Annotated in this window: 27 protein-coding genes; 5 read left to right on the top strand and 22 right to left on the bottom strand. The window is 64.6% G+C overall.

Annotation, left to right across the window (positions count from 1 at the left end):
• Positions 1–60: 60 nt before the first annotated feature.
• From lysS to DFS21_RS08900, 3 genes are all read right to left on the bottom strand, one after another.
• Positions 61–1,563, bottom strand: coding sequence for a lysine--tRNA ligase (gene lysS, locus DFS21_RS08910; protein WP_023630948.1), 1,503 nt, complete (start codon positions 1,561–1,563; stop codon positions 61–63).
• Positions 1,564–1,656: 93 nt separating this feature from the next.
• Positions 1,657–2,752 (bottom strand): peptide chain release factor 2 gene (prfB, locus tag DFS21_RS08905; RefSeq protein ID WP_102684078.1). Its coding sequence is split into 2 segments (ribosomal slippage): positions 1,657–2,679 and positions 2,681–2,752, totalling 1,095 coding nucleotides; the frame shifts between segments, so codons are not numbered across the junction.
• A 136-nt stretch (positions 2,753–2,888) separates the two neighbouring features.
• Positions 2,889–3,671, bottom strand: coding sequence for a class I SAM-dependent methyltransferase (locus DFS21_RS08900; RefSeq protein ID WP_111532151.1), 783 nt, complete (start codon positions 3,669–3,671; stop codon positions 2,889–2,891).
• 96 nt (positions 3,672–3,767) lie between these two features.
• On the opposite strand from DFS21_RS08900, the gene DFS21_RS08895 reads away from it, so the two are divergent.
• Positions 3,768–4,388, top strand: a complete 621-nt coding sequence (locus tag DFS21_RS08895; RefSeq protein ID WP_111532150.1) for an energy transducer TonB — start codon at positions 3,768–3,770, stop codon at positions 4,386–4,388.
• Positions 4,389–4,391: 3 nt separating this feature from the next.
• Here the strand turns inward: DFS21_RS08895 and DFS21_RS08890 are convergent, their stop codons facing one another.
• The 7 genes from DFS21_RS08890 to ppc form a co-directional block, all read right to left on the bottom strand.
• The gene (locus DFS21_RS08890; RefSeq protein ID WP_110701912.1) at positions 4,392–5,081 is read right to left on the bottom strand and encodes an extensin family protein; all 690 of its coding nucleotides are present in this window, start codon (positions 5,079–5,081) and stop codon (positions 4,392–4,394) included.
• Positions 5,082–5,087: 6 nt separating this feature from the next.
• Positions 5,088–5,918 carry an oxaloacetate decarboxylase gene (locus tag DFS21_RS08885; protein ID WP_110701910.1) on the bottom strand — a complete coding sequence of 277 codons (831 nt, stop codon included), beginning with the start codon at positions 5,916–5,918 and terminating at the stop codon, positions 5,088–5,090.
• 23 nt (positions 5,919–5,941) lie between these two features.
• Positions 5,942–6,811 (bottom strand): DUF72 domain-containing protein, encoded by an 870-nt coding sequence (locus DFS21_RS08880; protein WP_110701908.1) that lies wholly within the window; start codon positions 6,809–6,811, stop codon positions 5,942–5,944.
• Positions 6,812–6,814: 3 nt separating this feature from the next.
• A complete protein-coding gene (locus tag DFS21_RS08875; protein WP_038707592.1) occupies positions 6,815–7,105 on the bottom strand; it encodes a hypothetical protein in 291 nt (96 codons plus the stop codon).
• A gap of 132 nt (positions 7,106–7,237) precedes the next feature.
• Entirely contained in the window at positions 7,238–7,912 is a 675-nt protein-coding gene (gene tsaB / locus DFS21_RS08870) for a tRNA (adenosine(37)-N6)-threonylcarbamoyltransferase complex dimerization subunit type 1 TsaB (protein ID WP_102684073.1), read from the bottom strand.
• 89 nt (positions 7,913–8,001) lie between these two features.
• Positions 8,002–8,652 (bottom strand): adenylate kinase, encoded by a 651-nt coding sequence (adk, locus tag DFS21_RS08865; RefSeq protein WP_023632584.1) that lies wholly within the window; start codon positions 8,650–8,652, stop codon positions 8,002–8,004.
• Positions 8,653–8,910: 258 nt separating this feature from the next.
• The gene (ppc, locus tag DFS21_RS08860; RefSeq protein WP_111532149.1) at positions 8,911–11,538 is read right to left on the bottom strand and encodes a phosphoenolpyruvate carboxylase; all 2,628 of its coding nucleotides are present in this window, start codon (positions 11,536–11,538) and stop codon (positions 8,911–8,913) included.
• A gap of 143 nt (positions 11,539–11,681) precedes the next feature.
• On the opposite strand from ppc, the gene DFS21_RS08855 reads away from it, so the two are divergent.
• From DFS21_RS08855 to DFS21_RS08845, 3 genes are all read left to right on the top strand, one after another.
• Positions 11,682–12,026 carry a hypothetical protein gene (locus DFS21_RS08855; protein WP_046854414.1) on the top strand — a complete coding sequence of 115 codons (345 nt, stop codon included), beginning with the start codon at positions 11,682–11,684 and terminating at the stop codon, positions 12,024–12,026.
• A 255-nt stretch (positions 12,027–12,281) separates the two neighbouring features.
• The gene (locus DFS21_RS08850; protein WP_046854413.1) at positions 12,282–12,695 is read left to right on the top strand and encodes a DUF4398 domain-containing protein; all 414 of its coding nucleotides are present in this window, start codon (positions 12,282–12,284) and stop codon (positions 12,693–12,695) included.
• A 49-nt stretch (positions 12,696–12,744) separates the two neighbouring features.
• Entirely contained in the window at positions 12,745–13,533 is a 789-nt protein-coding gene (locus DFS21_RS08845) for an OmpA family protein (RefSeq protein WP_046854412.1), read from the top strand.
• A gap of 130 nt (positions 13,534–13,663) precedes the next feature.
• Here the strand turns inward: DFS21_RS08845 and rpoS are convergent, their stop codons facing one another.
• The 8 genes from rpoS to DFS21_RS08805 form a co-directional block, all read right to left on the bottom strand.
• Entirely contained in the window at positions 13,664–14,671 is a 1,008-nt protein-coding gene (gene rpoS / locus DFS21_RS08840) for an RNA polymerase sigma factor RpoS (RefSeq protein ID WP_011535249.1), read from the bottom strand.
• Between the two features lie 105 nt (positions 14,672–14,776).
• A complete protein-coding gene (locus DFS21_RS08835) occupies positions 14,777–15,631 on the bottom strand; it encodes a peptidoglycan DD-metalloendopeptidase family protein (RefSeq protein WP_102684066.1) in 855 nt (284 codons plus the stop codon).
• A gap of 184 nt (positions 15,632–15,815) precedes the next feature.
• Positions 15,816–16,454, bottom strand: coding sequence for a protein-L-isoaspartate(D-aspartate) O-methyltransferase (locus DFS21_RS08830; protein WP_162175259.1), 639 nt, complete (start codon positions 16,452–16,454; stop codon positions 15,816–15,818).
• A 38-nt stretch (positions 16,455–16,492) separates the two neighbouring features.
• Entirely contained in the window at positions 16,493–17,242 is a 750-nt protein-coding gene (surE, locus tag DFS21_RS08825) for a 5'/3'-nucleotidase SurE (protein ID WP_046854410.1), read from the bottom strand.
• Positions 17,230–18,288, bottom strand: coding sequence for a tRNA pseudouridine(13) synthase TruD (gene truD / locus DFS21_RS08820; RefSeq protein ID WP_111532148.1), 1,059 nt, complete (start codon positions 18,286–18,288; stop codon positions 17,230–17,232). The genes surE and truD overlap by 13 nt, the downstream gene beginning before the upstream one ends.
• Positions 18,285–18,758 (bottom strand): 2-C-methyl-D-erythritol 2,4-cyclodiphosphate synthase, encoded by a 474-nt coding sequence (gene ispF, locus DFS21_RS08815; RefSeq protein WP_102684063.1) that lies wholly within the window; start codon positions 18,756–18,758, stop codon positions 18,285–18,287. The genes truD and ispF overlap by 4 nt, the downstream gene beginning before the upstream one ends.
• Before the next feature lie 77 nt (positions 18,759–18,835).
• Positions 18,836–19,684: an S-formylglutathione hydrolase gene (gene fghA, locus DFS21_RS08810; RefSeq protein WP_110701900.1), complete on the bottom strand. Its 849-nt coding sequence runs from the start codon at positions 19,682–19,684 to the stop codon at positions 18,836–18,838.
• Positions 19,685–19,694: 10 nt separating this feature from the next.
• Positions 19,695–20,807 carry an S-(hydroxymethyl)glutathione dehydrogenase/class III alcohol dehydrogenase gene (locus DFS21_RS08805; protein WP_016712915.1) on the bottom strand — a complete coding sequence of 371 codons (1,113 nt, stop codon included), beginning with the start codon at positions 20,805–20,807 and terminating at the stop codon, positions 19,695–19,697.
• Between the two features lie 110 nt (positions 20,808–20,917).
• Here DFS21_RS08805 and DFS21_RS08800 point away from each other — a divergent pair, with 110 nt between their 5' ends.
• Positions 20,918–21,832: a LysR substrate-binding domain-containing protein gene (locus DFS21_RS08800; RefSeq protein WP_102684061.1), complete on the top strand. Its 915-nt coding sequence runs from the start codon at positions 20,918–20,920 to the stop codon at positions 21,830–21,832.
• 87 nt (positions 21,833–21,919) lie between these two features.
• Here the strand turns inward: DFS21_RS08800 and ispD are convergent, their stop codons facing one another.
• From ispD to kdsA, 4 genes are all read right to left on the bottom strand, one after another.
• Entirely contained in the window at positions 21,920–22,627 is a 708-nt protein-coding gene (gene ispD, locus DFS21_RS08795; protein ID WP_110701898.1) for a 2-C-methyl-D-erythritol 4-phosphate cytidylyltransferase, read from the bottom strand.
• On the bottom strand, positions 22,624–22,905 hold the full coding sequence (gene ftsB, locus DFS21_RS08790) for a cell division protein FtsB (RefSeq protein WP_011535259.1): 282 nt from the start codon (positions 22,903–22,905) through the stop codon (positions 22,624–22,626). The genes ispD and ftsB overlap by 4 nt, the downstream gene beginning before the upstream one ends.
• 157 nt (positions 22,906–23,062) lie before the next feature.
• Positions 23,063–24,352 (bottom strand): phosphopyruvate hydratase, encoded by a 1,290-nt coding sequence (gene eno / locus DFS21_RS08785; protein ID WP_008099635.1) that lies wholly within the window; start codon positions 24,350–24,352, stop codon positions 23,063–23,065.
• Between the two features lie 153 nt (positions 24,353–24,505).
• Positions 24,506–25,351 carry a 3-deoxy-8-phosphooctulonate synthase gene (gene kdsA, locus DFS21_RS08780; RefSeq protein WP_110701896.1) on the bottom strand — a complete coding sequence of 282 codons (846 nt, stop codon included), beginning with the start codon at positions 25,349–25,351 and terminating at the stop codon, positions 24,506–24,508.
• Positions 25,352–25,353: the final 2 nt, after the last annotated feature.

Below are 25,353 nucleotides of genomic sequence, written 5' to 3'. Positions count from 1 at the left end.
AAACAACATAAAGCTTCAGGCAAGAAAAAGCCGCCTCGAAAGGCGGCTTGTTCAGATCACTCAGGCCTGTGGACGCATGTGCGGGAACAGGATCACGTCGCGGATCGACGGCGAGTTGGTCAGCAGCATCACCAGGCGGTCGATGCCGATGCCTTCACCGGCGGTCGGCGGCATGCCGTACTCCAGGGCACGGACGAAATCGGCGTCGTAGTGCATGGCTTCGTCGTCACCGGCGTCCTTTTCGGCCACCTGGGCCAGGAAGCGCTCGGCCTGGTCTTCGGCATCGTTGAGCTCGGAGTAGGCGTTGGCGATCTCGCGGCCACCGATGAACAGCTCGAAGCGGTCGGTCACGGCCGGGTTGTCGTCGTTGCGACGCGCCAGCGGCGAGACTTCGAACGGGTACTCGGTGATGAAGTGCGGCTGCTCCAGCTTGTGCTCGACCAGCTCTTCGAAAATCATCACCTGCAGCTTGCCCAGGCCCTCGTGGCCGAGCACCTTGGCGCCGGCCTTCTTGGCGATCTCGCGGGCGCGGTCGACGTCCTGCAGGTCGGCAGCGGTGAGCTCCGGGTTGTACTTGAGGATCGAGTCGAACACCGACAGGCGCACGAATGGCTCGCCGAAATGGAACACCTTGTCGCCGTACGGCACGTCGGTGCTGCCCAGCACCAGCTGCGCCAGTTCGCGGAACAGTTCCTCGGTGAGGTCCATGTTGTCGCGGTAGTCGGCGTAGGCCTGGTAGAACTCGAGCATGGTGAATTCTGGGTTGTGACGAGTCGAAACGCCTTCGTTACGGAAGTTGCGGTTGATCTCGAACACTTTCTCGAAACCACCGACCACCAGGCGCTTGAGGTACAGCTCCGGGGCGATGCGCAGGAACATGGCCATGTCCAGCGCGTTGTGGTGGGTTTCGAACGGCTTGGCCGCGGCGCCGCCGGGGATGGTCTGCAGCATCGGGGTTTCCACTTCGAGGAAGTCGCGCTCGATGAGGAACTTGCGGATGTGCGAGATCACCTGCGAACGCACACGGAAGGTGTGGCGGGTTTCCTCGTTGACCATCAGGTCGACGTAGCGCTGGCGGTAGCGCTGCTCGGTGTCGGTCAGGCCGTGGTGCTTGTCCGGCAGCGGGCGCAGCGACTTGGTCAGCAGGCGCACGTTGGTCATCTCGACGTACAGGTCGCCCTTGCCGGAACGGGCCAGGGTGCCTTCGGCGCTGATGATGTCGCCCAGGTCCCAGGTCTTGACCGCCGCCAGGGTCTCTTCCGGCAGGGTCTTGCGGTTGACATAGACCTGGATGCGGCCGGTCATGTCCTGGATGACCATGAACGAGCCACGGTTGAGCATGATGCGACCAGCAACCTTGACCGGAATGGCGGCTGCTTCCAGCTCTTCCTTGGTCTTGTCCGCGTACTGTTTCTGCAGGTCGTTGCAGTAGCTGTCGCGACGGAAGTCGTTGGGGAAGGCGTTGCCCTTGGCGCGCTCGGCGGCAAGTTTTTCCTTGCGCAGCGCGATCAGGGTGTTTTCTTCCTGTTGCAGGTCTTGCGCTTCGGTCTTGAGGTCGCTCATGTCGTCATTCTTTCCATCAGGTATTCGTTGCCCCTGTCGGGCAGGGCACGCAATACCGGGCAAAGGCCCGGTATTGCGGCGGTGGTGTGCGGTTTACAGCCCCTGCTTGAGGCTCGCTTCCAGGTACTCGTCGAGGTCGCCGTCGAGCACCTTCTGGCAGTCGCTGCGCTCGACACCGGTACGCAGGTCCTTGATGCGCGAGTCATCGAGTACATAGGAGCGGATCTGGTGACCCCAGCCGATGTCCGACTTGCTGTCTTCCAGGGCTTGCGAGGCGGCGTTGCGCTTCTGCATTTCCAGCTCGTACAACTTGGCCCGCAGCATTTTCATGGCGGTGTCCTTGTTGGCGTGCTGGGAACGTTCGTTCTGGCAGGCCACCACGGTGTTGGTCGGCACGTGGGTGATACGCACCGCCGAGTCGGTGGTGTTGACGTGCTGGCCACCGGCACCGGAGGAACGGTAGGTGTCGATGCGCAGGTCGGACGGGTTGATCTCGATCTCGACCTTGTCGTCGATCTCGGGCGAGACGAACACCGCCGAGAACGAGGTGTGGCGACGGGCGCCGGAGTCGAACGGGCTCTTGCGCACCAGGCGGTGCACACCGATCTCGGTGCGCAGCCAGCCGAAGGCGTACTCACCCTTGATGTGCACGGTGGCGCCCTTGATGCCGGCGACTTCACCTTCGGAGAGTTCGATGATGGTGGCGTCGAAGCCGCGCTTGTCGGCCCAGCGCAGGTACATGCGCAGCAGGATGTTGGCCCAGTCCTGGGCCTCGGTGCCGCCGGAGCCGGCCTGGATATCCAGGTAGGCGTTGTTCGGGTCCATCTCGCCGCTGAACATGCGACGGAACTCGAGCAGGGCGAGGGATTCCTCCAGCCCTTGCAGCTCGGTCTCGACATCGCCGACAGCGCCTTCATCGCCCTCTTCGACAGCCATGTCGAGCAGGTCCTTGCAGTCGGCCAGACCGTTGGCCAGCTTATCAAGCGTCTCGACCACCTGCGCCAGCATCGCGCGCTCACGGCCCAGGGCCTGGGCGTACTCGGGCTTGTTCCAGACGGCGGCGTCTTCCAGCTCGCGGTTTACTTCGACCAGACGATCATGTTTGTGATCGTAGTCAAAGATACCCCCGAATGGACTGGGAACGCTCGGTGAGGTCCTTGATGGTGTTCAGGATCGGTTGGATTTCCATGGGCGGGCAGCTCTCGTGCGAATTCGGTGAAAAGCCCGCGAGTATAACCGAGTCTGCGCCACGGCGGCAGACCCGCCGGGCGGTATCGCCGGGCGCAGGGGTCGCCACCCCCACAGATTGAATCAACGAGCGACATTCACCCCTTCAGCGCCTTCTTGGGATAGATATCGTACCGGCTGGATTTGCCCTCGAGGCTGTGAGAAGGCTTGCCCCCCTCTATGATCGGCGCCTTGCGCGGCCGCTTGACCACCACCCGGTGGGTGGCCAGCGCCAGGGCGGCCTCGAGCAGGGCAGGCGCATCGAGGTCATCGCCGACCAGCGGCCTGAACACCCGCATCTCCTTCTTCACCAGCGCGCTCTTGTCGCGATGCGGGAACATCGGATCAAGGTAGATCACCTGCGGCGCCTCCCCCTCCCACGCACGCATGCGCTCGATGGCATTGCCCGTCAGCAGTTGCATGCGCGCTACGATCGGGCCGATTTCGGCATCCCCCCGCGCCCGCGCCAAACCGTCTTCCAGCAGCGCGGCAATCAAAGGCTGGCGCTCGATCAGGGTCATCTCGCAGCCCAGGCTGGCCAGCACGAACGCGTCCTTGCCCAGCCCCGCCGTGGCATCGAGTACCCGCGGCCGCACGCCTTGGGCGATGCCGACCGCCTTGGCGATCATCTGCCCGTTGCCACCGCCGTACAGCCTTCGATGCGCCGCCTGCCCCTCGACGAAATCCACCCGCACAGGCCCGGGCGCCTGCGGCCCCAGTTGCTGGATCTGCAAGCCCTCGGCGCCCAGTTGCACGGCAAACTCCGCCGCCTCGTCAACCAGCGGCAAGCCCAGTCGCTGCGCCCATGCCTCGGCCTGCGCCTGGAATTGCGCGACCAACGCCTCGACCCTGATACCCGCCGCCTGTTGTTGCTCTAACATCGATTCGCGCACTCGAAAAAAATTAATGTAACCCCGGCCAGAGCCGATACAGGCAATATCCCGCTATTCTGCCAGAGCACAACGCCCGCGACTGCCATGTCAGACACTCTTCCCATTGGCTTGACCTACTTGTCGCCCGTCGGCAACTACGGTCGACAGAATACCCAGGCACTGGGTGGCGTCAGCCACCTGTGGCAGGATTTCTTTGCCCGCGCCATGGCAGAGCAACAGGAAGGCGAAGTCGACGGTTTCAGCCAGGCGCTGATGCAGTGCGACCAGGAGAGCGGCGAACCGATCGGCGGCGCCCGTGCCCTGGCCCTGATCGATGCCCAGCGCGCCCTGCCGGTTCACGACACCGAGGTGGCACCACCCGAGCCGCTGTTCCTGCCCAAGGCGGAACTCGAGGCCAAACTGCTGCCCCCTGCCCCCGAGCCCTTCGACACCGTCGAGTTGATCGAGCAGCAACGCCAGCTCGACATCGACAACAGCTGGGTGCGTCCAGTGGTCATGAGCCGGGGCCACCCCATCGCCGAGCCCGGCCCTGGCCCAACGCCACGCCCGCTGTTCCTGCCCATCGCCGAGTTCGAGACCGGCCTGCTCGACCCTGCGCCCGAGCCCTTCGACGACAGCACGCTGGCCAAGCAGCAGAACGACCTGGAGTTCGATATCCACTGGGCGCGCCCGGTAGTGCTGAACAACGTGCGCCTGCACGCCTGAACCTCAGCGGCAGATCTGCCAGAAGCCCATGTCCGCATGGAAGTGATTGTGGTGGGCGGCGTTGTAGTCCGGCCCCAGCACCGTGCTGAAGCTTGCGCACGCCGCCTCCTGCACCTGGCGCAGGAAGTCCGCCTTGCGCCCATCTCCCTGCCAGTCCCGCGCCAACACGATACGCTGGCCGTCCTGCAGGCGAAAACCACTGATATCCAGGGCATTGGCGCTGGCATGCTGGCTGAGCCGCCCTTGCTTGCGATGGTAGACGTTGCGGCAGGCAAAGCTGCCCAGGTGATCAACCTGGGTCACTGGCTGGCCGAACACCCGCTGCGCCGCCGGTTGCAACCCATGCACCTCGAACAGCGCATAGGCCACGGCCAGCGGGCAACTGGCGAGGAAGCTGCTGCTGAGCCGCGCCTGACCGCCTTCGACGCGCCAGACGTTGCGCAACGGGCAGTTGGCCGTCACCGGGCTGTCGCTTTGCTGCCGATAGCGCAATGACGAGGTCTGCAACGCCTGACGGCACAGCTCGGGGTTGGCGCGCAGGCGCGACAGCTTGTAGGGTGTCAGCAGGTTCGGCGGCTGCCGCACGTCCAGCACCGCCCAAGGGTTCCAAGCATCCGCCGGGCGCCAACCGAGCCACCAGGCAACAAGCACGGCCAGCAGCAGGCTGGCCAGTACGGTCAACGTCTTGCTCATGCGGCCTCAGCGACGGAACAAGTCATTGAGCTGAGCGAATGGCAACGCCTGCTCGCCATAACTGAAAGTGCCCTGCTCACGGATCTCCAGCGCGGCCCGCTGCAGAGCGCCCAGGGCGGCACGCGCCAGCGATGAGCCGACACTGATGCGCTTGACGCCCAGGTCTTGCAACTGATTCACGCTCAAGGGCACGCCCGCCATGCCCATCAGCACGTTCACCGGCCTTGGCGCCACGGCCTGCACCACCGCACGGATCTCATCGACGCTGCGCAGCCCCGGGGCATACAGCACATCGGCGCCGGCCTCGGCATAGGCTTGCAGCCTGCGAATGGTGTCATCCAGGTCGAGACGCCCGTGCAGCAGGTTCTCGGCGCGCGCGCAAAGGGTGAAGGGGAACGGCAGGCTGCGGGCAGCCTGCACGGCGGCGCGTACACGCGCCACGGACAAGTCGAAGTCGTAGATCGGCGCTTCGGCGCGGCCACTGGCATCTTCGATCGAACCACCCACCAGCCCCGCCTCGGCGGCGCGCAGAAGGGTCTGTGCGCAGTCCTCGGGCAAATCGCCGAAGCCGTTTTCCAGGTCCGCCGCCACCGGCAATGGCGTGGCATCGACGATCGCCTGGGCGTTGCCCAGGGTTTCCTCGAGCGTCAGCGCGCCCTCGGCATCCGGCCGCCCCAGGCTGAACGCCAGCCCCGCGCTGGTCGTGGCCAGCGCTTCATATCCCAGGCTGGCCAACAGCCGGGCGGAGCCGGCATCCCACGGGTTGGGGATGACGAACGCGCCATCTTGCTCATGCAGCGCCTTGAAGGCTTCGGCTCGCAGGGTTTGCACATCCATGGTTCAACCTCCCGGCAATCAGATCAAAGTAACCCCAGTTGTTCGACCTCAGGGGCGCGGGGCAATTCAGGCAGCGCTGCAAGGCCCGGCAGGCGCGCCATCAGCCGCTGGTGAAAACGCTGGGCCAGCGCCGCCGCCAGGCGATTGTCGGAAGTATGCAGGAACACGTAGGGGCTGCGGCCCTCTTCGATCCAGGCAGCGACCTTGTCGATCCACGGCGTGAGGAACGCCTCGTTGGCCTCGAGCTGCGGGTGACCGATGAAACGCACCTGCGGAGACTGGCTGAAGGCCGCTGGGCGCGGCGGCACCTTGGGCTTCTTGGCCTGGGCATGGAGCACCGCGGGCTCGCGCGAGGTGCAACTGAACAACGCACGCGGATCCAGACAGATACGCTCGACTCCACGTTCATGCAGCAGGCGATTGAGCTGACGCTCCTCCTCGCCCCGGGCGAAGAAGGCATCGTTGCGCACCTCCACCGCCAGGGGCACGCCGATCTCATCAAGAAAATACGCCAGCTCGCCCAGGCGCGACGGGCCGAACATTGCCGGCAACTGCAGCCAGTACGGCGCAACGCGCTCGCCCAGGGGCGCCATCAGCCGGGTGAAATCGACGGCCGCATCGAGTTGTTCGCGCAGGTCGCCGGCATGGCTTACATCGCCCGGAAACTTGGCCGTGAAGCGAAACCCCGACGGCATGATCTGCGCCCAACGCTCGACGGTCGCCGGCGCGGGACGGGCATAGAAGGTGGTATTGCCTTCAACGGCGTTGAATACCTGGCTGTAGAGCCCGAGGAACTCGCCGCTACGGGCGTCGGCCGGATAGAGGTACTCGCGCCAGGCGTTTTCAGCCCAGGACGGGCAACCGAGGAAATAAGGGAGGGGTGATGGCGTCATCCATCAAATGTACAGGTCCAGCCCCAGCACTTCCATCTCCCAGTCGGTGAAGCCGGCGGTGGTCAGGTAGCTGGCCAGGGCGGTGGAGGTTCGGCGGTTGCGGGCGCGGGGGAAGATCAGGTCCTGCTGGCGGGCGGGCAGGTTCTCGCCGCGACGGCTGGCGCGGCTGATCTGCGCGTCGATGTCCTCGATGATCTCGGCATCGGCTTCGTCGATGGCTTCGTCACGCGCTGGCGCCTTGCGTGGCGCACGCTTGATGGGGTAGCTCTGTGAGGAGAAGCCGTCGATACGCATGAAAAAGGCACTCAGGATCAATGATGGCAATTTAGCAGCATCAGGAATCCTTCGCTAATGCCCGAACTGATAACTGGACCACAGTTCGCGCAAAAGGTTTTATCGTGAACGGCGATAGCCGACGAAATGCCTTCAACGCGCCTTGGGCGTAGCCACATTATCGCGCAGGTAGACCGGTTGCGCCTGTTCGGCGACCACCGCCTCGCCCCGTGCCCAGGCAAAGCCGGCCAGAGTGAGGATATCCAGGGCGCTAGGCAACGCGGCCGCATCGCTGGCAGAAACCTGCACGGCCAGGCGCTCGGCGTAGCCCCAGCCGGTACCGGCACCGAACCATGCCTCGCCCGGGCCTTGCGGCAGGGCCACGCGCTCTGGCGGCAGTACCGCCTCCTGGCCGATCAGGCGCATCTCGCCCTGTTCGGCGCGGTAACAACCCCAGTACACCTCGTCCATGCGCGCGTCGATGGCCGCGGCCACCTGCTGCACGCCACGCTCACGCAAGGCGCCCTGCGCCAGGGCCGCCAGGTTGGACGTTGGCAGTACCGGGCGTTCGAGGGCGAAAGCCAGGCCCTGGACCACGCCGATGGCGATACGCACGCCAGTGAAAGCGCCCGGGCCACGGCCAAAGGCGATGGCATCCAGCGCGCTCAGCGCCACGCCCGATTCGGCCAGCAACTGCTTGATCATCGGCAGCAGTTTCTGCGCGTGCATGCGCGGGATGACCTCGTAATGGCTGGTCACCTTGCCGTCATGCAACAGGGCGACGGAACAGGCTTCGGTAGCGGTATCCAGGGCCAGCAGGGTGGTCATCGAGCGAGGTATCCAGGCGACAGGGGAAAAGAGCGGCAGTATAAACGACAACGGCCCGCAAGCGGGCCGTCGTGACGCACGGTGACGGATCAGCTCAGGGCTGCCAGTACCTTGGCGGTGATCGATTCGACCGAACCGACGCCTTCGATGTGGCTGTACTTCGGCTTGCCGGCGTTGGCGGCCGACAGCTTCTGGTAGAAGTCCACCAGCGGCTTGGTCTGGCTGTGGTAGACCGACAGGCGGTGACGCACGGTTTCTTCCTTGTCGTCATCGCGCTGGATCAGGTCTTCGCCGGTGACGTCGTCCTTGCCTTCCACCTTCGGTGGGTTGTACTGGATGTGGTAGGTGCGGCCGGATGCCAGGTGCACGCGGCGGCCAGCCATGCGGCCGACGATTTCTTCGTCGTCCACGGCGATTTCGACCACGGCGTCGATGTCGACGCCGGCAGCGACCATGGCTTCAGCCTGCGGGATGGTGCGCGGGAAGCCGTCGAACAGGCAGCCGTTGGCGCAGTCAGCCTGCGCGATGCGCTCCTTGACCAGACTGATGATCAGCTCGTCGGAGACCAGCTGGCCGGCATCCATGACCTTTTTCAGCTCCAGGCCCAGTGGGGTACCGGCCTTGACGGCGGCACGCAGCATGTCACCGGTGGAGATCTGGGGAATACCGAACTTCTCGGTGATGAACTTTGCCTGAGTACCTTTACCGGCCCCGGGAGCTCCCAGCAGAATTACGCGCATCTTGTGCTCCTCATATTTTTTATGCAAATCAACGGATTCGGCGCACAAGGCCAACTCCGGAAAAATCGGTCGAGACCGCAAAATCGGTCAAAAGGCTGCTCAAGATACACAGCGCCCGCCCCCCCGACAAGCGTCCCAAAGTGGCAGGAATGCGCCACTTGCAGCTTGCCGGGGGACAGGTTGCGCCGGGCGCAACCAGCCATGGAAGGAGCGGCCACGGCCAGCCCTGCCACTCATCGCGCCTACCCTCGGCCTAACTCAGCCGGTGTTGCGCAACCCGGCCGCGATCCCGGCCACCGTCACCAGCAAGGCCTGTTCCAACGGGCTGTCCAGAGCGGCTTCACGGCTGCGCGAGCGTGCCAGCAACTCGGCTTGCAGGCGGTGCAACGGGTCCAGGTAGGTGTTGCGCAGGCGGATGTATTCCAGGGTTTCCGGGCTGTGCGCCAGTAGCACCGACTGCCCGGTCAGACCCAGTACCACTTGGCACGACTGCGACAATAGGTCGCGCAGGTGCGCGCCCAACGGCAGCAGTTCGGGTTGCACCAGACGTTCGTCGTAGGCCTCGGCGATCTGCGCATCGGCCTTGGCCAGGACCATCTCCAGCATGTCGATGCGGGTACGGAAGAACGGCCATTGTTCGCGCATCTGCGCCAGCAGCGTCCCCTGCCCGCGTGCCAGGGCATTGTTCAGCGCGGTCTCCCAGCCGAGCCAGGCCGGCAGCATCAGCCGTGTCTGGGTCCAGCCGAAGATCCAAGGGATCGCCCTCAGGCTTTCGATGCCGCCGGCGCGGCGCTTGGCCGGGCGGCTGCCCAGCGGCAGCCGGCCAAGCTCCTGCTCGGGGGTGGACTGGCGGAAGTACTCGACGAAGTCCGGATTCTCGCGCACCACGGCGCGGTAGGCCTTGACGCCGTCGGCGGCCAGTTGGTCCATCAGTGCGCGCCAGGCCGGCTCAGGCGGCGGCGGTGGCAACAGGGTCGCCTCCAGCACCGCGGCCAGATAAAGATTGAGGTTCTGCTCGGCGATGCCCGGCAGACCGAACTTGAAACGGATCATCTCGCCCTGTTCGGTGGTGCGAAAACGCCCGCCCACCGAGCCCGGCGGCTGCGACAGGATCGCCGCGTGAGCAGGGCCACCGCCACGTCCCACCGTGCCACCGCGGCCATGGAACAGCAGCAGCTCGACCTGGTGTTCACGGCAGATGCGCACCAGGTTTTCCTGAGCACGGTACTGGGCCCAGGCCGCCGCCGTGGTGCCGGCATCCTTGGCCGAGTCGGAATAGCCGATCATCACCTCTTGCGGGCCCTGCAGCCCGGCGCGATAGCCCGGCAGCCCGAGCAGGCGCTCCATGACCGGGCCTGCGTTGTCCAGGTCGGCCAGGGTCTCGAACAGGGGTACCACGCGCATCGACCGGGTCAACCCGGCCTCCTTGAGCAACAGCTGCACCGCCAGCACGTCGGACGCCGCGCCGGCCATGGATATCACGTACGAACCCAGCGACGCCGCCGGGGCCGCGGCGATTTCGCGGCAGGTGGCGAGTACTTCGGCGGTATCGGCCTGGGGCTGGAAGTGCGCCGGCAGCAACGGGCGGCGATTCTTCAGCTCGGTCTGGAGGAAGGTGATGCGTCGCTCTTCGTCCCACTCGGCATAGCGGCCGAGCCCGAGGTAGTCGGTGATTTCCGACAGCGCATCGCGATGGCGGGCAGCGTCCTGACGCACATCCAGGCGCACCAGGAACAGACCAAACGTCACCGCCCGGCGCAGGCAGTCGAGCAACGGGCCGTCGGCAATCACGCCCATGCCGCACTCATGCAGCGACTGGTAGCACAGCTCCAACGGCGCGATAAGGTCGCGATTGTCCACCAGCACCGCCGCGCTGGCCGGCTGCGTCGCGGCCAACGAGGCGTGGGCCCAGGCGCGGGTGGCACGCAGGCGGTCGCGCAACTGCTTGAGCAGCGCCCGGTAAGGTTCGGCGCTGTCCCCGACCTTTTCCTTGAGTGCGGCGCTGGCCTGCTGCATGGACAACTCGGCGGCCAGGTAGTCGATATCACGCAGGAACAGGTCGGCGGCCATCCAGCGCGCCAGCAGCAGCACTTCGCGGGTTACCGTCGCCGTGACATTGGGGTTGCCGTCACGATCACCCCCCATCCAGGAAGCAAAGCGAACCGGCGCCGCCTCCAGTGGCAGGTGCATCCCGGTCGCCTCGAACAGTGCCGTGTCGACCTTGCGCAGGTGGTTGGGCACCGCCTGCCACAATGAATGCTCGATCACCGCGAAGCCCCACTTGGCCTCGTCCACCGGCGTCGGCCGGGTCCTGCGGATTTCCTCGGTGTGCCAGGACTCGGCGATCAACCGGCGCAGGCGCTCACGCACCTGCTGGCGCTCGGCGGGGATGAGGTCGCGGTGGTCCTGCGCGGCCAGCTGCGCGGCAATGGCGTCGTACTTCTGGATCAAGGTACGCCGGGCCACCTCGGTGGGGTGCGCGGTAAGCACCAGCTCGATGTGCAACTTGCCCAGTTGCCGGGCCAGCTCATCGTTGCCGTGGCCAGCCGCCTTCAGGCGCGCCAGCAATTCGGGGAGCACGCGGGCCTCGAACGGTTCGGGCTGGCCGGCGTCACGGCGGCGGATCAGCTGGTACTGCTCGGCGATGTTGGCCAGGTTGAGGAACTGGTTGAACGCCCGCGCCACCGGCAGCAGGTCCTCCTCGGCCAGGTCGCCCAGGGTCGAGCTCAGTTGCTCGCCCGCCTCGCGCCGGTCGGCCTTGGCGCTGTGGCGGATGTCCTCGATCTTCTGCAGGAACGCCTCGCCATGCTGCTGGCGGATGGTCTCGCCAAGCAGTTCTCCCAAAAGGTGCACATCCTCGCGCAAGCGCAGATCGATATCACTCATCAGCCTTCTCCACTCCAGGAAACCGCATGCGCCCAAGAGTGCCCACTCGCGCCCGCCCCTGGCAAGCCGCGAGCCGCCAAAGCAACTAAAGTAAACACAGGTCATCCGAAGCAATGCCACTCCAGGCTTTGACAGAGGTCATCATGAAAATTCGCCAACTCGCCCAGCACTGGGAACAGAACGCCGCCGGCCGCCTGAGCCCCACCGGTCATGTCCTGCACCTGGACATGGAAGCAGAAGCGCGCCTGGCCGCGCTGATCGACATGTACCCCAAGCGCAGCCCCGAGGAACTCCTGGGTGAGCTGGTGGCGGCGGCACTGGAAGAGCTCGAGGCCAGCTTCCCCTACGTCAAGGGCCAGCAGGTGATCGCCACCGACGAGGAAGGCGACCCGTTGTACGAGGACATCGGCCCTACGCCGCGCTTTCTGGCCCTGTCCCGGCGCCACCTGCAGGCCCTTGGCCGGGTACAGAAAGACCCCTCGCACTGAGCCCTCCCGGGTGCCGGGCGCTGCCCGGCATACCGTCATCTATAGCGGAAGTTCCAGGCGAAATCCGCTGACTGATTAGTCAGAAAAAAATACCTTTAGCGTGCAAATTTTTCTGAACTATTCAAAAACCGCTTCGGTCACAGCCAATAGCCATCACGGCAAAACCCTGTAAACACGGGCCTTTGCGCCCGACGCTGGCAACAGGGGAACAGCGATTGTCACTGCGTGGCATCGTCGTTTAACAGGAGTGACCCAATGGAGTTGACCACCATGAAGACCCGCATCGCACAACCTTCCTCCACTCATCTGCGCGGGCTCAAGCTGGCCGCGCTGGCCCTGGGCAGCAGCCTGGTGCTGGCCGGCTGCGCGGGCAAGCCGCCTACCGAGCAGTACGCCGTGACCCAATCGGCGGTCAACTCGGCAGTCAGCGCCGGTGGCACCGAGTTCGCAGCAGTGGAAATGAAAGCTGCCCAGGACAAGTTCAAGAAGGCCGAAATCGCCATGCACGACAAGAAGTATGACGATGCCAAGCTGCTGGCCGAGCAGGCCGAATGGGACGCCCGCCTTGCCGAGCGCAAAGCCCAGGCGGCCAAGGCCCAGAAGGCCGTGCAGGATGCCCGCCAGGGCGTCCAGGACGTACGTGAGGAAGGCCTGCGCAGCGCTGAGTAAGCCTGCCCTGCCTCTATAGCCTTCGTTTAAAGATCAAAGGATGAACACTATGCGCAACTACGTCATGATTCCCGCCCTGCTGGCCCTGAGCGTCGGCCTTGCCGCCTGCTCCCACGACCCGAACGCCAACCTCGAGTCGGCCCGCACCAATTTCTCCGCCCTGCAGAGCGATCCGCAGTCGAGCAAGGTGGCCGCGCTCGAGACCAAGGACGCCCAGGATTGGCTGAACAAGGCCGACAAGGCCTACATGGATCGCGAGGATGAGAAGAAGGTCGACCAGCTCGCCTACCTCACCAATCAACGCGTCGAAGTAGCCAAGCAGACCATCGCCCTGCGCACCGCCGAAGGCGAGCTGAAAAATGCCGCGGCACAACGCGCCCAGGCCAAGCTCGACGCTCGCGATGCGCAGATCAGGAAACTGCAGGACAGCCTCAACGCCAAGCAGACCGACCGCGGCACCCTGGTGACCTTCGGCGATGTGCTGTTCGACTTCAACAAGGCCGAGCTCAAGAGCAGCGCCTACCCGAACGTCACCAAGCTGGCGCAGTTCCTCCAGGAAAACCCTGAGCGCAAGGTGATCGTCGAGGGCTACACCGACAGCGTCGGTTCGGCCAACTACAACCAGACCCTCTCCGAACGTCGCGCCGCCGCAGTGCGCATGGCCCTAGTGCGTGCCGGCGTGGACCCTGCGCGCATCGTCGCCCAGGGCTATGGCAAGGAGTATCCGGTAGCGGACAACGGCAGCAACTCCGGCCGTGCGCAGAACCGTCGTGTGGAAGTGACCATCTCCAACGACAACCAGCCGGTTGCACCACGCTCGGTCAGCCAGATCCAGTAAACCGTTGCTGGCTAAACGAGAACCCCGCCTTGATGGCGGGGTTTTCGTTCGGATCGATCAAAGCGTTCGCCAAGCCACTTACGCAAACGCCCCGAACACGTCGGGGCGTCTGCCTGGCGCACGTCACTGACTACTGGAACAGCGACTCGCTGGACAGGCCATTCTTCTCGAGGATCTCGCGCAGGCGCTTCAGGCCTTCGACCTGGATCTGCCGCACCCGCTCACGGGTCAGGCCGATCTCCAGCCCGACATCCTCCAGGGTACTGCTTTCATGCCCACGCAGGCCAAAACGCCGAACCACCACCTCACGCTGCTTGTCGGTCAACTCGCCCAGCCACTGGTCGATGCTCTGCGACAGGTCATCATCCTGCAGCAGTTCGCATGGGTCGGTGGGACGGTCATCGGTGAGGGTGTCGAGCAGCGTCTTGTCAGAGTCGGGCCCCAGCGAAACATCCACCGAGGACACCCGCTCGTTCAGGCCGAGCATGCGCTTGACCTCGGCCACTGGCTTCTCCAGCAGGCTGGCGATCTCCTCAGGCGACGGCTCGTGGTCGAGCTTTTGCGTAAGCTCGCGGGCGGCGCGCAGGTAGACGTTGAGTTCCTTGACCACGTGAATGGGCAGGCGGATGGTGCGGGTCTGGTTCATGATCGCCCGCTCGATGGTCTGGCGGATCCACCAGGTCGCGTAGGTCGAGAAGCGGAAACCGCGTTCAGGATCGAACTTCTCCACCGCACGGATCAGGCCCAGGTTGCCTTCCTCGATCAGGTCGAGCAGCGACAGGCCACGATTGACGTAACGGCGGGCAATCTTGACCACCAGGCGCAGGTTGCTTTCGATCATGCGCTTGCGCCCGGCAGGGTCGCCTTTTTGCGACAGGCGCGCGAAATGCACTTCTTCCTCTGGCGAAAGCAGAGGCGAGAAGCCGATTTCGTTGAGATACAGTTGGGTCGCATCAAGTGCCCGACTGTAGTCGATGTACTTGTGCTGCTTGAGCGATGCGCCCTGTTTCGACTTGGTCCGAACCGAAGGTACAGCAGGTTCGTCTGACACCACATCCGTTTCCAAAACGATGCCCGTCTCCATCAGAAGCAGGTCATCGTCGATGTCAAACTCCGGCACTTCTTTACTGAGAGCCATTGTTATAGTCCTTTGCTGAGTTCGAACTCAGACTCGAGCGTCACCCTTCCATGGCAGCGCTGGAGCCTGTCCCCTCTACATCCAAGGAACAGGCCGGGACAATGATCAACGGCGTGGCAGGAACTGGAGAGGATCGACGGGTTTGCCCTGGCGGCGAATCTCGAAATGCAGCTTCACCCGATCAGTGCCCGTGGACCCCATTTCTGCGATCGTCTGCCCTGCCTTGACCTGCTGCCCCTCCCGAACCAAAAGCCTGCGGTTGTGACCGTAGGCACTGACGTAGGTATCGCTGTGTTTGATGATGATGAGCTCGCCATAGCCCCTCAAGCCACTGCCGGCGTAGACCACCGCTCCATCAGACGCAGCAAAAACAGGCTGTCCCAAATCACCGGCGATATCAATGCCTTTATTCAAACTACCGTTTGAAGCGAATTTTCCAATCAGCACGCCATTCGCCGGCCACGTCCAACCGCCGACCGCGCGCTCTGCGGCGGGCACCTGGGCAACCGTTTGCGAGGTGGTGGAAGGGGCAGTTGTGGCACTTTTGCCATTGCTGGTTGCCGGCGCCGTAGTGGCAACCGGCCGGCGGATCACGGTGGTCCGGCTCGATGAAGAAGCGCTGCCGACGACCGTCGTGCTGCCCCCCGCGCCGCTGCTGAAACGGATCGGCTGGCCCGGGCGGATGGTGTAGGGGGCGGGAATATTGTTGCGTGCCGCCAGCTCCTTGTAGTCCCAACCGTAGCGGAAGGCAATGGAGAACAGCGTGTCGCCGGGTTTGACGATGTACTGCCCCGAGGTGACGGTCGGGCGCTTGGGCGCGGCGTTGTTGCGGTCGACCACGCGGGCGCCGTTCGAGCTGGTGCTGGAACAGCCAGCCAGCAGGGTCCCCATGGCCAGCGCGATCACCAGAAGCTTCAAAACCGACCGATCCTTGCGCTGCCGCATGCCTGTGTGACCCACCCGCGCTCCCCTCATGCTGTCAAAAAATGACGATACAAAAATGCAATATTGTTTCAATTATAACCGAGCCACCCTGCTTGGGGTGACTCGCTGTTGGCCTGATCCAGTACGAAAAGCGCCACGCCAGATAGACAGGGCCCAGGCGCAAGAATTCGTCGTCGCCGCAAATATTCCGTTACGCCGCTCAGGCCAGTGGGCCATTGAGCAGCGGCACGAAGCGCACGGCGCCGAGTACCCGCCGCGAGAAGCCATGCTCTTCGCGCACGATCAGCATCAGTTGCTGGGTCTCCCCCGCCGGCCCGACCGGGATCACCATGCGTCCGCCCGGCGCCAGCTGATCGAGCAGTGCCTGCGGCACTTCAGGCGCGACTGCGGTGACGATGATGCCGTTGTAAGGCGCCAACGCCGGCCAACCTTCGCAGCCGTCGCCCCAACGGAACACCACGTTGCGCAGGTTGAGCTCGACCAGGCGCTCCTTGGCCCGGTCCTGCAGCACCTTGATGCGCTCCACCGAGAACACCCGCTCGACCAGTTGGGCCAGGATCGCGGTCTGGTAGCCCGAGCCGGTGCCGATCTCCAGCACCTTGTCCAGGGGGCCTGCCTCCAGCAACAGCTCGCTCATATGCGCGACCATGAACGGCTGGGAGATCGTCTGGTTGTGGCCGATCGGCAGCGCCGTGTCTTCATAGGCGCGATGGGCCAGGGCTTCATCGACGAACAGGTGGCGCGGGGTGCGACGAATGGCCTCGAGTACCTTGGCGTTCGACACGCCTTCTTCATAGAGCCGCTGGATCAGCCGCTCCCGGGTACGCTGGGAGGTCATGCCGATGCCGCGGCGCTGCAGATCGTCCTGTTCGCGCATCAGAGCAGGCCCTCCAGCCAACCGTCGAGGCGCTCGAAGGCATCGTTGAAGGTGCGGTCCAGTTGCAGCGGGGTGATCGACACGTAACCCTGCATCACGGCATGGAAGTCGGTGCCCGGGCCGCCATCTTCGGCATCGCCGGCCACGGCGATCCAGTAGCCTTCCTTGCCCCGCGGGTTGACCACCTTGGTCGGTGCCGCGGCACGCGCGCGGTGCCCCAGGCGGGTGAGCTGGATGCCACGTATATGCTCCAGCGGCAGGTTGGGGATATTGACGTTGAGCACCGTGCGCGGCGGCAACTCCAGGCGCGACTGCGCCTCGACCAGGCGCCGGGCGATGTAGGCGGCGGTCGGCAAGTTGTCGGGCAGGCGCGACAGCAGCGAGAAGGCCAGCGAGGTGCCGCCGAGGAAGCGCCCCTCCAACGCCGCAGCCACCGTGCCCGAATAGAGCACGTCATCCCCCAGGTTGGCGCCCAGGTTGATGCCGGACACCACCATGTCCGGGGTTTCCGGCAACAGGCCGTTGAGCCCCAGGTGCACGCAGTCGGTCGGCGTGCCGTTGAGGCTGATGAAGCCGTTGGCCAGCGTCTGCGGATGCAGCGGCCGGTCCAGTGTCAGCGAGCTGCCAGCACCGCTTTTGTCTTGATCCGGGGCAATCACCACGCACTCGGCATAGTCCACCAACGCTTCATGCAGCGCGGCGAGGCCGGGTGCGGTAACACCGTCGTCATTCGAAATCAGAATACGCATGGGCTGTCCGTCTGCCCTGCCGGCACCAGATCGACGAGTTCGCGCACCACCACGGTGGCGAAGCATCCGGCCGGAAGGACGAATTCCAGTTGCAGGATATCAGGCTCGGGATAATGCCACGTCAGCCGCCCAATAGGGAGCCGCAGGATGCGCCGTTCGTGATCCATGCCCGCTCGCGCCAGCCAATCGCACAGCGCCGGATGACGTCCGGCGAGCGTGGACTCGAGGTCGAGGGTCGCGCCCTGGCTCGGTGCCGCACCGGCGCCCCACAGCGGGCCCGTCGGGTGCAGGTCGAGAATGGCCAGGCGCGGGTCGTTGCACTCGGTCTCGCCGGCCACGAAGAAGCTGCGCTTGTCGGTGAAGGCCAGCAGGTCGCCGACCTGGGCGCGCTGCCAGCTGCCGTCGGCGACACGGGCGGCCAGCACCTGGTTGAACAGGTAGCTGCGCCCAGCCGACAGCAGCCGCGAACGCAGGTTGCGCTGCTCGGGCAGCGCCTGGCGAGCGGCCCAGCCCTGTGCGTCGTGCACATTGCCACCGGCATGGCCGAAGCGCTGGCTGCCGAAGTAGTTGGGCACGCCCTGCTGCTTGAGTTGCTCCAGGCGGGCATCAAGAGCCTGGTGGTCGGCCTCCAGCGCGGTCAGGCGCAAGGTGAAGCCATTGGCCGAATGCGCGCCACGCTGCAGCTTGCGCTGGTGGCGCACCTGCTTGAGCACGCGCAGGGTGTCGTCCTCGGCACGGGACAGGTCGGGGTCGGCCTTGCCCGGCAGGTGCAGGCTGAACCACTGGCGGGTCAGGGCCTGGCGGTCCTTGAGGCCGGCATAGCTGATGGCCCGCACCGGCACGCCGGCGGCGCGGGCCAGGCGGCGAGCCGCCTCCTCGGTGTTGAGGTCACGCTTCTCGACCCACAGCCACAGGTGCTCGCCCTGGCCGGACAGCGGGATATCGAGGACTTCATCGACCTGGAAGTCTTCAGCCACCGCCTTGAGCACCGCGGTGCCCAAGACATCGCCCGAGGCCCGAGGGCCTAGCAGTTCCAGTTCGGTCATGCTGGCAGCAGCAGGGCGACCGCATGCACGGCGATGCCCTCCTCGCGGCCGGTGAAGCCCAGCTTTTCTTCAGTGGTGGCCTTGACGTTGACCTGGTCGAGCTCGACCTGCAGGTCTGCGGCGATGTGCTGGCGCATGGTCTCGATGTGCGGGGCCATCTTGGGTGCCTGGGCGACGATGGTGGCGTCGACATTGCCGACCTTCCAACCCTTGTCACGCACGACAGCGACCACGTGGCGCAGCAGCACCCGGCTGTCGGCGCCCTTGAACTGCGGGTCGGTGTCGGGGAAATGCTTGCCGATGTCGCCCAGCGCCGCGGCACCCAGCAAGGCATCGCTCAGGGCGTGCAGCAGCACGTCGCCGTCGGAGTGGGCCAGCAGGCCGAACTTGTGGGGGATACGCACCCCGCCCAAGGTAATGAAATCACCGTCGCAGAAACGATGGACATCGTAGCCGTGGCCAATACGCATAGAAGAACGCCCTGATTGAGTCAGGGCGTGATTCTACCTGCTTTTACGGTATTGGGGCTGCTTCACGGCCCTGCGGCTCAGACCCTGCCCAGTGCCACCGCATGATGGCGCAGGTGTTCATCGATGAAGCTGGCGATGAAGTAGTAGCTATGGTCGTAGCCTGGCTGCAGGCGCAGGGTCAGCCCATGGCCGCCCTTACGGGCCGCCTGCTCCAGCGCCTCTGGCTTGAGCTGCTTTTCAAGGAAGTCATCGCGATCCCCCTGGTCCACCAGCAGCGGCGGGCATTCATCCGCCTCGGCCAGCAGCACACTGGCATCCCACTCGCGCCACTGCGCCCGGTCTTCGCCCAGGTAGCGGCTGAAGGCCTTCTCACCCCAAGGGCAATCCATTGGATTGCTAATCGGTGAGAACGCCGACACCGAGCGGTAGCGCCCCGGGTTGCGCAAGGCGCAGACCAGCGCGCCATGCCCGCCCATTGAGTGGCCACTGATACTGCGCTGGCTTGACGCCGGGAAATGCTCCTCGATCAACTCCGGCAACTCGTGCACCACGTAGTCGTGCATCTGGTAGTTGCGCGCCCAGGGCTGCTGGGTGGCATTGAGGTAGAACCCCGCGCCGAGGCCGAAGTCCCAGGCACCGTCCGGATCACCCGGCACCTGCTCGCCACGCGGGCTGGTGTCCGGGGCGACGATGATCAGCCCAAGCTCCGCAGCCAGGCGCTGGGCGCCGGCCTTCTGCATGAAGTTCTCGTCGGTGCAGGTCAGGCCGCTGAGCCAGTACAGCACCGGCAGCTTTTCGCCCTGCTCGGCTTGGGGCGGCAGGTACACCGCGAACACCATGTCGCAGGCAAGCACCTTGGAGCTGTGCCGGTAACGCTTGTGCCAGCCGCCAAAGCTTTTCTGGCAAGAGATGTTTTCCAGCGTCATGGCGAGGGCCTCAGAAGTGGATTACGCTGCGGATGCTCTTGCCTTCGTGCATCAGGTCGAAAGCTTTGTTGATGTCCTCCAGGCCCATGGTATGGGTAATGAAGGTGTCCAGCGGGATCTCGCCTTTCTCGGACATTTCCACGTAGCTCGGCAGCTCACTGCGGCCACGCACGCCGCCGAAGGCCGAACCGCGCCAGACGCGACCGGTGACCAGCTGGAACGGACGGGTGGCGATTTCCTGGCCGGCACCGGCCACGCCGATGATCACCGACTCGCCCCAGCCCTTGTGGCAGCATTCCAGTGCCGCGCGCATCAGTTGCACATTGCCGATGCACTCGAAGGAAAAGTCCACGCCGCCGTCGGTGAGATCGACGATCACTTCCTGGATCGGGCGGTCGTAGTCTTTCGGGTTGATGCAGTCGGTGGCGCCCAGCTGCCGGGCGATCTCGAACTTGGCCGGGTTGATGTCGATGGCGATGATGCGCGAAGCCTTGGCCTTGACCGCGCCGATCACTGCCGACAGACCGATTCCGCCGAGGCCGAAGATGGCCACAGTGTCACCCGGCTTGACCTTGGCGGTGTTGAGCACCGCGCCGATACCGGTGGTCACGCCGCAGCCGAGCAGGCAGACCTTCTCCAGCGGGGCCTCTTTCTGGATCTTGGCCACGGAGATTTCCGGCAGCACGGTGTACTCGGAGAAGGTCGAGGTGCCCATGTAGTGGAACAGCTGCTGGCCCTTGTAGCTGAAGCGGGTGGTGCCGTCGGGCATCAGGCCCTTGCCCTGGGTGGCGCGGATGGCTTGGCACAGGTTGGTCTTGCCCGACAGGCAGAATTTGCACTTGCCGCATTCCGGGGTGTACAGCGGGATCACGTGGTCGCCGACCGCCACCGAGGTCACGCCCTCGCCAACCGCCTCGACGATCGCCCCGCCCTCATGGCCGAGAATCGACGGGAAGATGCCTTCCGGGTCGGCGCCAGACAGGGTATAGGCGTCGGTATGGCAGACACCCGAGGCGACGACGCGCAGCAGCACTTCGCCGGCCTTGGGCATGGCCACGTCCACTTCGACGATTTCCAGGGGTTTCTTGGCCTCGAAGGCTACAGCAGCGCGGGACTTGATCATCAAAGGTCTCCAGACAAGAGTGTCGATTGCAGGCAAGCAGTGTAATTCACAGCCTTTTGATGAATAATCCGGCCACTCACAAAACATTATTGCCATACAGGGATAATCCATTGAGCAGCCGCTGGGAAGGCATCGACGAATTCGTCGCCGTGGCAGAAATGGGCCAGTTCACCGCCGCCGCCGAACGCCTCGGAGTGTCTTCGTCGCACATCAGTCGGCAGATCGCCCGCCTGGAGGAACGCTTGCAGACCCGCCTGCTGTACCGCAGCACGCGGCGGGTGACCCTCAGCGAAGCCGGGCAGACCTTTCTCCAGCACTGCCAGCGCCTGCAGGATGGCCGCGAGGAAGCGTTGCGCGCCATGGGCGACCTGGCCAGCGAACCCAAGGGCCTGCTGCGCCTGACCTGCGCGGTAGCCTATGGCGAGCGCTTCATCGTGCCGCTGGTGACGCGCTTCATGGCGCTGTACCCGCAGTTGCGGGTGGAGGTGGAGTTGAGCAACCGCACCCTCGACCTGCTGCATGAGGGCATGGACCTGGCGATCCGCCTGGGCCGCCTGCAGGATTCCCGGCTGGTGGCCACGCGCCTGGCGCCGCGACGCATGTACCTGTGCGCATCACCGGCCTACCTGGCACGCTATGGGCGGCCGCACAGCGTGTCGGAGTTGGCGCGGCACAATTGCCTGGTCGGCAGCTCCGACCTGTGGGCGCTGCAGCAGGAGGGGCGCGAGATCAGCCAGCGGGTGCAGGGCAACTGGCGCTGCAACAGCGGCCAGGCGGTGCTGGATGCGGCGCTGCAAGGGATGGGCCTGTGCCAGTTGCCGGACTACTACGTGCTGGAGCATCTGCATAGCGGGGCGCTGGTGTCGTTGCTGGAGGGGCACCAACCGCCGAATACAGCGGTATGGGCGTTGTATCCGCAACAACGGCATCTGTCGCCGAAGGTGCGGCGGTTGGTGGACTATCTCAAGGAAGGGTTGGCGCAGTTGCCGGAGTATCGCACCACGCCTTTGCAGGAGCGGCCTTAGCCGCGATGCGGGCAACGCGGTCAGGCACCCGCTGCGCGAGTGATCGCGGCTGAAGCCGCTCCTACAGATACGGCGTCAGACCATCGCTCAGCGACGCCCAGCCCAGCGCTGGCGCAACCACTCCAAGTCCTCTGGCCGGGTCACCTTGATATTGTCGCTGCGCCCTTCGACCAGGCGCGGCGCATACCCGGCCCACTCGATGGCGGACGACTCATCGGTGACTGCTACATCGGACACCAGGCACTCGGCCAGCGCCCGGTGCAACATGCCGAGACGGAACATCTGCGGGGTGTAGGCTTGCCAGACGGTGCTGCGATCGACCGTCGCCGCCACCCTGCCCTCGCCGTCGGCACGCTTGAGCGTGTCCCGAGCGGGTACGGCGAGCAATCCACCGACGGTATCTTCAGCCAGGGCTGACAGCAACTTGTCCAGATCGCCACGCGCCAGATTCGGCCGCGCGGCGTCGTGCACCAGCACCCAGTCGTCATCCGACGCGCCCTGGGCGTGCAGCAGCAAAAGCGCATTGAGCACCGAGTCAGCGCGCTCGTCACCACCCGGGGCACGCTGGATACGCGGATCGCTGGCACAGCGCAGGCCGGGCCAGTAAGGGTCGTGTTCGGCAATGCTGACCACCACGCCCTTGAGCATGGGATGGTCGAGGAAACAGTCGAGGCTATGCTCGAGAATGGTCTGCCCGCCCAGTTGCAGATACTGCTTGGGCCGGTCGGCAGCCATGCGGGCGCCAATGCCCGCGGCGGGAATCACGGCCCAGAAGGCCGGCAGTTCGTTTGTCATTTCTGTGGCAGCTGGTAGAGGGTTTCGCCCTCCTTGACCATCCCCAGTTCATGACGAGCCCGTTCTTCCACGGTCTCCATACCTTTCTTCAACTCCAGGACCTCGGCATCGAGCACACGATTGCGCTCCAGCAGGCGCTCGTTTTCCGCATGCTGGTCGGCGATCTGCTGCTTGAGTTCGGTCACTTGCGCGAGGCTGCCATTACCTACCCAAAGGCGATATTGCAGGCCGCCGAGCAGCAGGAGCAGGACGAGGAACAACCAATAGGGACTGCGCATGAAGATATCCAGGGTAAAAAAGGCCGCCGCAGCGAGCTTCCGATAGCACGAAGCCTGGCCGAGGCCAGGCTTCGTCGACAGAAACCCGTGGAGACAGCCAAACGTTCATTACGAACGTTCAGCGGGCCCCGGCTGCTGCCTTTTTACCATCTCTTGCTCAGCCGCGAAACTCGGCACGACCGCGATACACGGCTTTGGCGCCCAGTTGCTCTTCGATGCGCAGCAGTTGGTTGTACTTGCTGACGCGGTCGGAGCGGCACAGCGAGCCGGTCTTGATCTGGCCAGCGGCAGTACCCACGGCCAGGTCGGCGATGGTCGAGTCCTCGGTTTCACCGGAACGGTGCGAAATCACCGCGGTGTAGCCAGCGGCCTTGGCCATCTGGATGGCTTCGAGGGTTTCGGTCAGCGAGCCGATCTGGTTGAACTTGATCAGGATCGAGTTGCCGATGCCCTTCTCGATACCTTCCTTCAGGATCTTGGTGTTGGTCACGAACAGGTCGTCGCCAACCAGCTGGACTTTCTCGCCGATCTTGTCGGTGAGGATCTTCCAGCCAGCCCAGTCGGACTCGTCCAGGCCGTCTTCGATCGAGATGATCGGGAAACGCTCGGTCAGGCCCTTCAGGTACTCGGCGAAACCTTCGGCGTCGAACGACTTGCCTTCGCCGGACAGGTTGTACTTGCCGTCTTCATAGAACTCGGAAGCGGCGCAGTCCAGGGCCAGGGTCACGTCGGTGCCCAGCTTGTAGCCGGCTTTCTCGACCGCTTCGGCGATGGCGGCCAGGGCGTCTTCGTTGGAAGCCAGGTTCGGCGCGAAGCCACCTTCGTCACCGACGGCGGTGTTCAGGCCACGGGCCTTCAGTACAGCCTTGAGGTGGTGGAAGATCTCGGTGCCCATGCGCAGGCCGTCGGAGAAGGTCTTGGCGCCAACCGGCTGGACCATGAACTCCTGGATATCGACGTTGTTGTCGGCGTGCTCGCCGCCGTTGATGATGTTCATCATCGGCACCGGCATGGAGTACTGGCCCGGGGTGCCGTTGAGGTTGGCGATGTGCGCGTACAGCGGCAGGTCCTGGTCCTGGGCGGCGGCCTTGGCGGCAGCCAGGGACACGGCGAGGATGGCGTTGGCGCCCAGCTTGGCCTTGTTCTCGGTGCCGTCCAGCTCGATCATCGCGCGGTCCAGGGCTTTCTGGTCCGATGGGTCCTTGCCCAGCAGCAGGTCGCGGATCGGGCCGTTGATGTTGGCGACGGCCTTCAGCACGCCCTTGCCCAGGTAACGGCTCTTGTCGCCATCACGCAGCTCCAGCGCTTCGCGCGAGCCAGTGGAAGCACCCGACGGCGCGCAGGCGCTGCCGATGATGCCGTTGTCGAGCAGTACATCGGCTTCCACGGTGGGGTTGCCACGCGAATCGAGAACTTCACGACCTTTGATGTCGACGATCTTTGCCATTGTTGTAAGCACTCCAGAATTGACGAAAACAACGCAGCTTTTGGGAATTCTTGCCGTTCACCAGGCGACATGGCACGGGCAGGCCTGGCGAAGGGAGCCCCTGACCGAAAGGTCAGGGGTGGAACGGGCGGTACTTTACCCGAGAAATGAGCTTTACGCGGTTTCTACCGTCGGAAAACTTTTCACCAGGTCGTCCAGCTGCTTGAGCTGTGCCAGGAACGGCTCAAGCTTGTCCAGGCGCAGGGCGCACGGGCCATCGCACTTGGCGTTGTCCGGGTCCGGATGTGCCTCGAGGAACAGGCCGGCCAGGCCCTGGCTCATGCCAGCCTTGGCCAGGTCGGTAACCTGGGCGCGGCGGCCACCGGCGGAGTCGGCGCGACCGCCCGGGGTCTGCAACGAGTGGGTCACGTCGAAGAACACCGGGTACTCGAACTCCTTCATGATGCCGAAGCCGAGCATGTCCACGACGAGGTTGTTGTAGCCGAAGCTCGAGCCGCGCTCGCAGAGGATCAGTTGGTCGTTGCCAGCCTCGACGCACTTGGCGAGGATGTGCTTCATCTCGTGGGGCGCCAGGAACTGCGCCTTCTTGATGTTGATCACCGCGCCGGTCTTGGCCATCGCCACGACCAGGTCGGTCTGGCGCGACAGGAAGGCCGGCAGCTGGATGATGTCGCACACCTTGGCCACCGGTTCGCACTGGTAGGGTTCGTGCACGTCGGTGATCACCGGCACGTTGAAGGTCTGCTTGATCTCCTCGAAGATCTTCAGGCCCTCTTCCATGCCCGGGCCGCGGTACGAGTTGACCGACGAACGGTTGGCCTTGTCGAAGCTGGCCTTGAACACGTACGGGATACCGAGCTTCTCGGTTACCCGCACGTACTCCTCGCAGACCTTCAGGGCCAGGTCACGGGACTCCAGGACGTTCATGCCGCCGAAAAGGACGAACGGCTTGTCGTTGGCGATCTCGATGTTACCGACGCGAATGATCTTCTGAGTCATGG

Source organism: Pseudomonas sp. 2848, assembly GCF_003253945.1.
Taxonomy (GTDB): Bacteria; Pseudomonadota; Gammaproteobacteria; order Pseudomonadales; family Pseudomonadaceae; genus Aquipseudomonas.
The sequence above is the reverse complement of the archived record's forward strand: the minus strand, read 5'-3'. Positions and strand labels throughout refer to the sequence as shown.

Bases quoted from the DNA above. Each gene is read 5' to 3' on its own strand.
- lysS (WP_023630948.1), bottom strand. From the start codon at position 1,563: ATGAGCGACCTCAAGACCGAAGCGCAAGACCTGCAACAGGAAGAAAAC.
- DFS21_RS08900 (WP_111532151.1), bottom strand. From the start codon at position 3,671: ATGTTAGAGCAACAACAGGCGGCGGGTATCAGGGTCGAGGCGTTGGTC.
- DFS21_RS08895 (WP_111532150.1), top strand. From the start codon at position 3,768: ATGTCAGACACTCTTCCCATTGGCTTGACCTACTTGTCGCCCGTCGGC.
- DFS21_RS08890 (WP_110701912.1), bottom strand. From the start codon at position 5,081: ATGAGCAAGACGTTGACCGTACTGGCCAGCCTGCTGCTGGCCGTGCTT.
- DFS21_RS08885 (WP_110701910.1), bottom strand. From the start codon at position 5,918: ATGGATGTGCAAACCCTGCGAGCCGAAGCCTTCAAGGCGCTGCATGAG.
- DFS21_RS08880 (WP_110701908.1), bottom strand. From the start codon at position 6,811: ATGACGCCATCACCCCTCCCTTATTTCCTCGGTTGCCCGTCCTGGGCT.
- DFS21_RS08875 (WP_038707592.1), bottom strand. From the start codon at position 7,105: ATGCGTATCGACGGCTTCTCCTCACAGAGCTACCCCATCAAGCGTGCG.
- tsaB (WP_102684073.1), bottom strand. From the start codon at position 7,912: ATGACCACCCTGCTGGCCCTGGATACCGCTACCGAAGCCTGTTCCGTC.
- adk (WP_023632584.1), bottom strand. From the start codon at position 8,652: ATGCGCGTAATTCTGCTGGGAGCTCCCGGGGCCGGTAAAGGTACTCAG.
- ppc (WP_111532149.1), bottom strand. From the start codon at position 11,538: ATGAGTGATATCGATCTGCGCTTGCGCGAGGATGTGCACCTTTTGGGA.
- DFS21_RS08855 (WP_046854414.1), top strand. From the start codon at position 11,682: ATGAAAATTCGCCAACTCGCCCAGCACTGGGAACAGAACGCCGCCGGC.
- DFS21_RS08850 (WP_046854413.1), top strand. From the start codon at position 12,282: ATGGAGTTGACCACCATGAAGACCCGCATCGCACAACCTTCCTCCACT.
- DFS21_RS08845 (WP_046854412.1), top strand. From the start codon at position 12,745: ATGCGCAACTACGTCATGATTCCCGCCCTGCTGGCCCTGAGCGTCGGC.
- rpoS (WP_011535249.1), bottom strand. From the start codon at position 14,671: ATGGCTCTCAGTAAAGAAGTGCCGGAGTTTGACATCGACGATGACCTG.
- DFS21_RS08830 (WP_162175259.1), bottom strand. From the start codon at position 16,454: ATGACCTCCCAGCGTACCCGGGAGCGGCTGATCCAGCGGCTCTATGAA.
- surE (WP_046854410.1), bottom strand. From the start codon at position 17,242: ATGCGTATTCTGATTTCGAATGACGACGGTGTTACCGCACCCGGCCTC.
- truD (WP_111532148.1), bottom strand. From the start codon at position 18,288: ATGACCGAACTGGAACTGCTAGGCCCTCGGGCCTCGGGCGATGTCTTG.
- ispF (WP_102684063.1), bottom strand. From the start codon at position 18,758: ATGCGTATTGGCCACGGCTACGATGTCCATCGTTTCTGCGACGGTGAT.
- fghA (WP_110701900.1), bottom strand. From the start codon at position 19,684: ATGACGCTGGAAAACATCTCTTGCCAGAAAAGCTTTGGCGGCTGGCAC.
- DFS21_RS08805 (WP_016712915.1), bottom strand. From the start codon at position 20,807: ATGATCAAGTCCCGCGCTGCTGTAGCCTTCGAGGCCAAGAAACCCCTG.
- ispD (WP_110701898.1), bottom strand. From the start codon at position 22,627: ATGACAAACGAACTGCCGGCCTTCTGGGCCGTGATTCCCGCCGCGGGC.
- ftsB (WP_011535259.1), bottom strand. From the start codon at position 22,905: ATGCGCAGTCCCTATTGGTTGTTCCTCGTCCTGCTCCTGCTGCTCGGC.
- eno (WP_008099635.1), bottom strand. From the start codon at position 24,352: ATGGCAAAGATCGTCGACATCAAAGGTCGTGAAGTTCTCGATTCGCGT.
- kdsA (WP_110701896.1), bottom strand. From the start codon at position 25,351: ATGACTCAGAAGATCATTCGCGTCGGTAACATCGAGATCGCCAACGAC.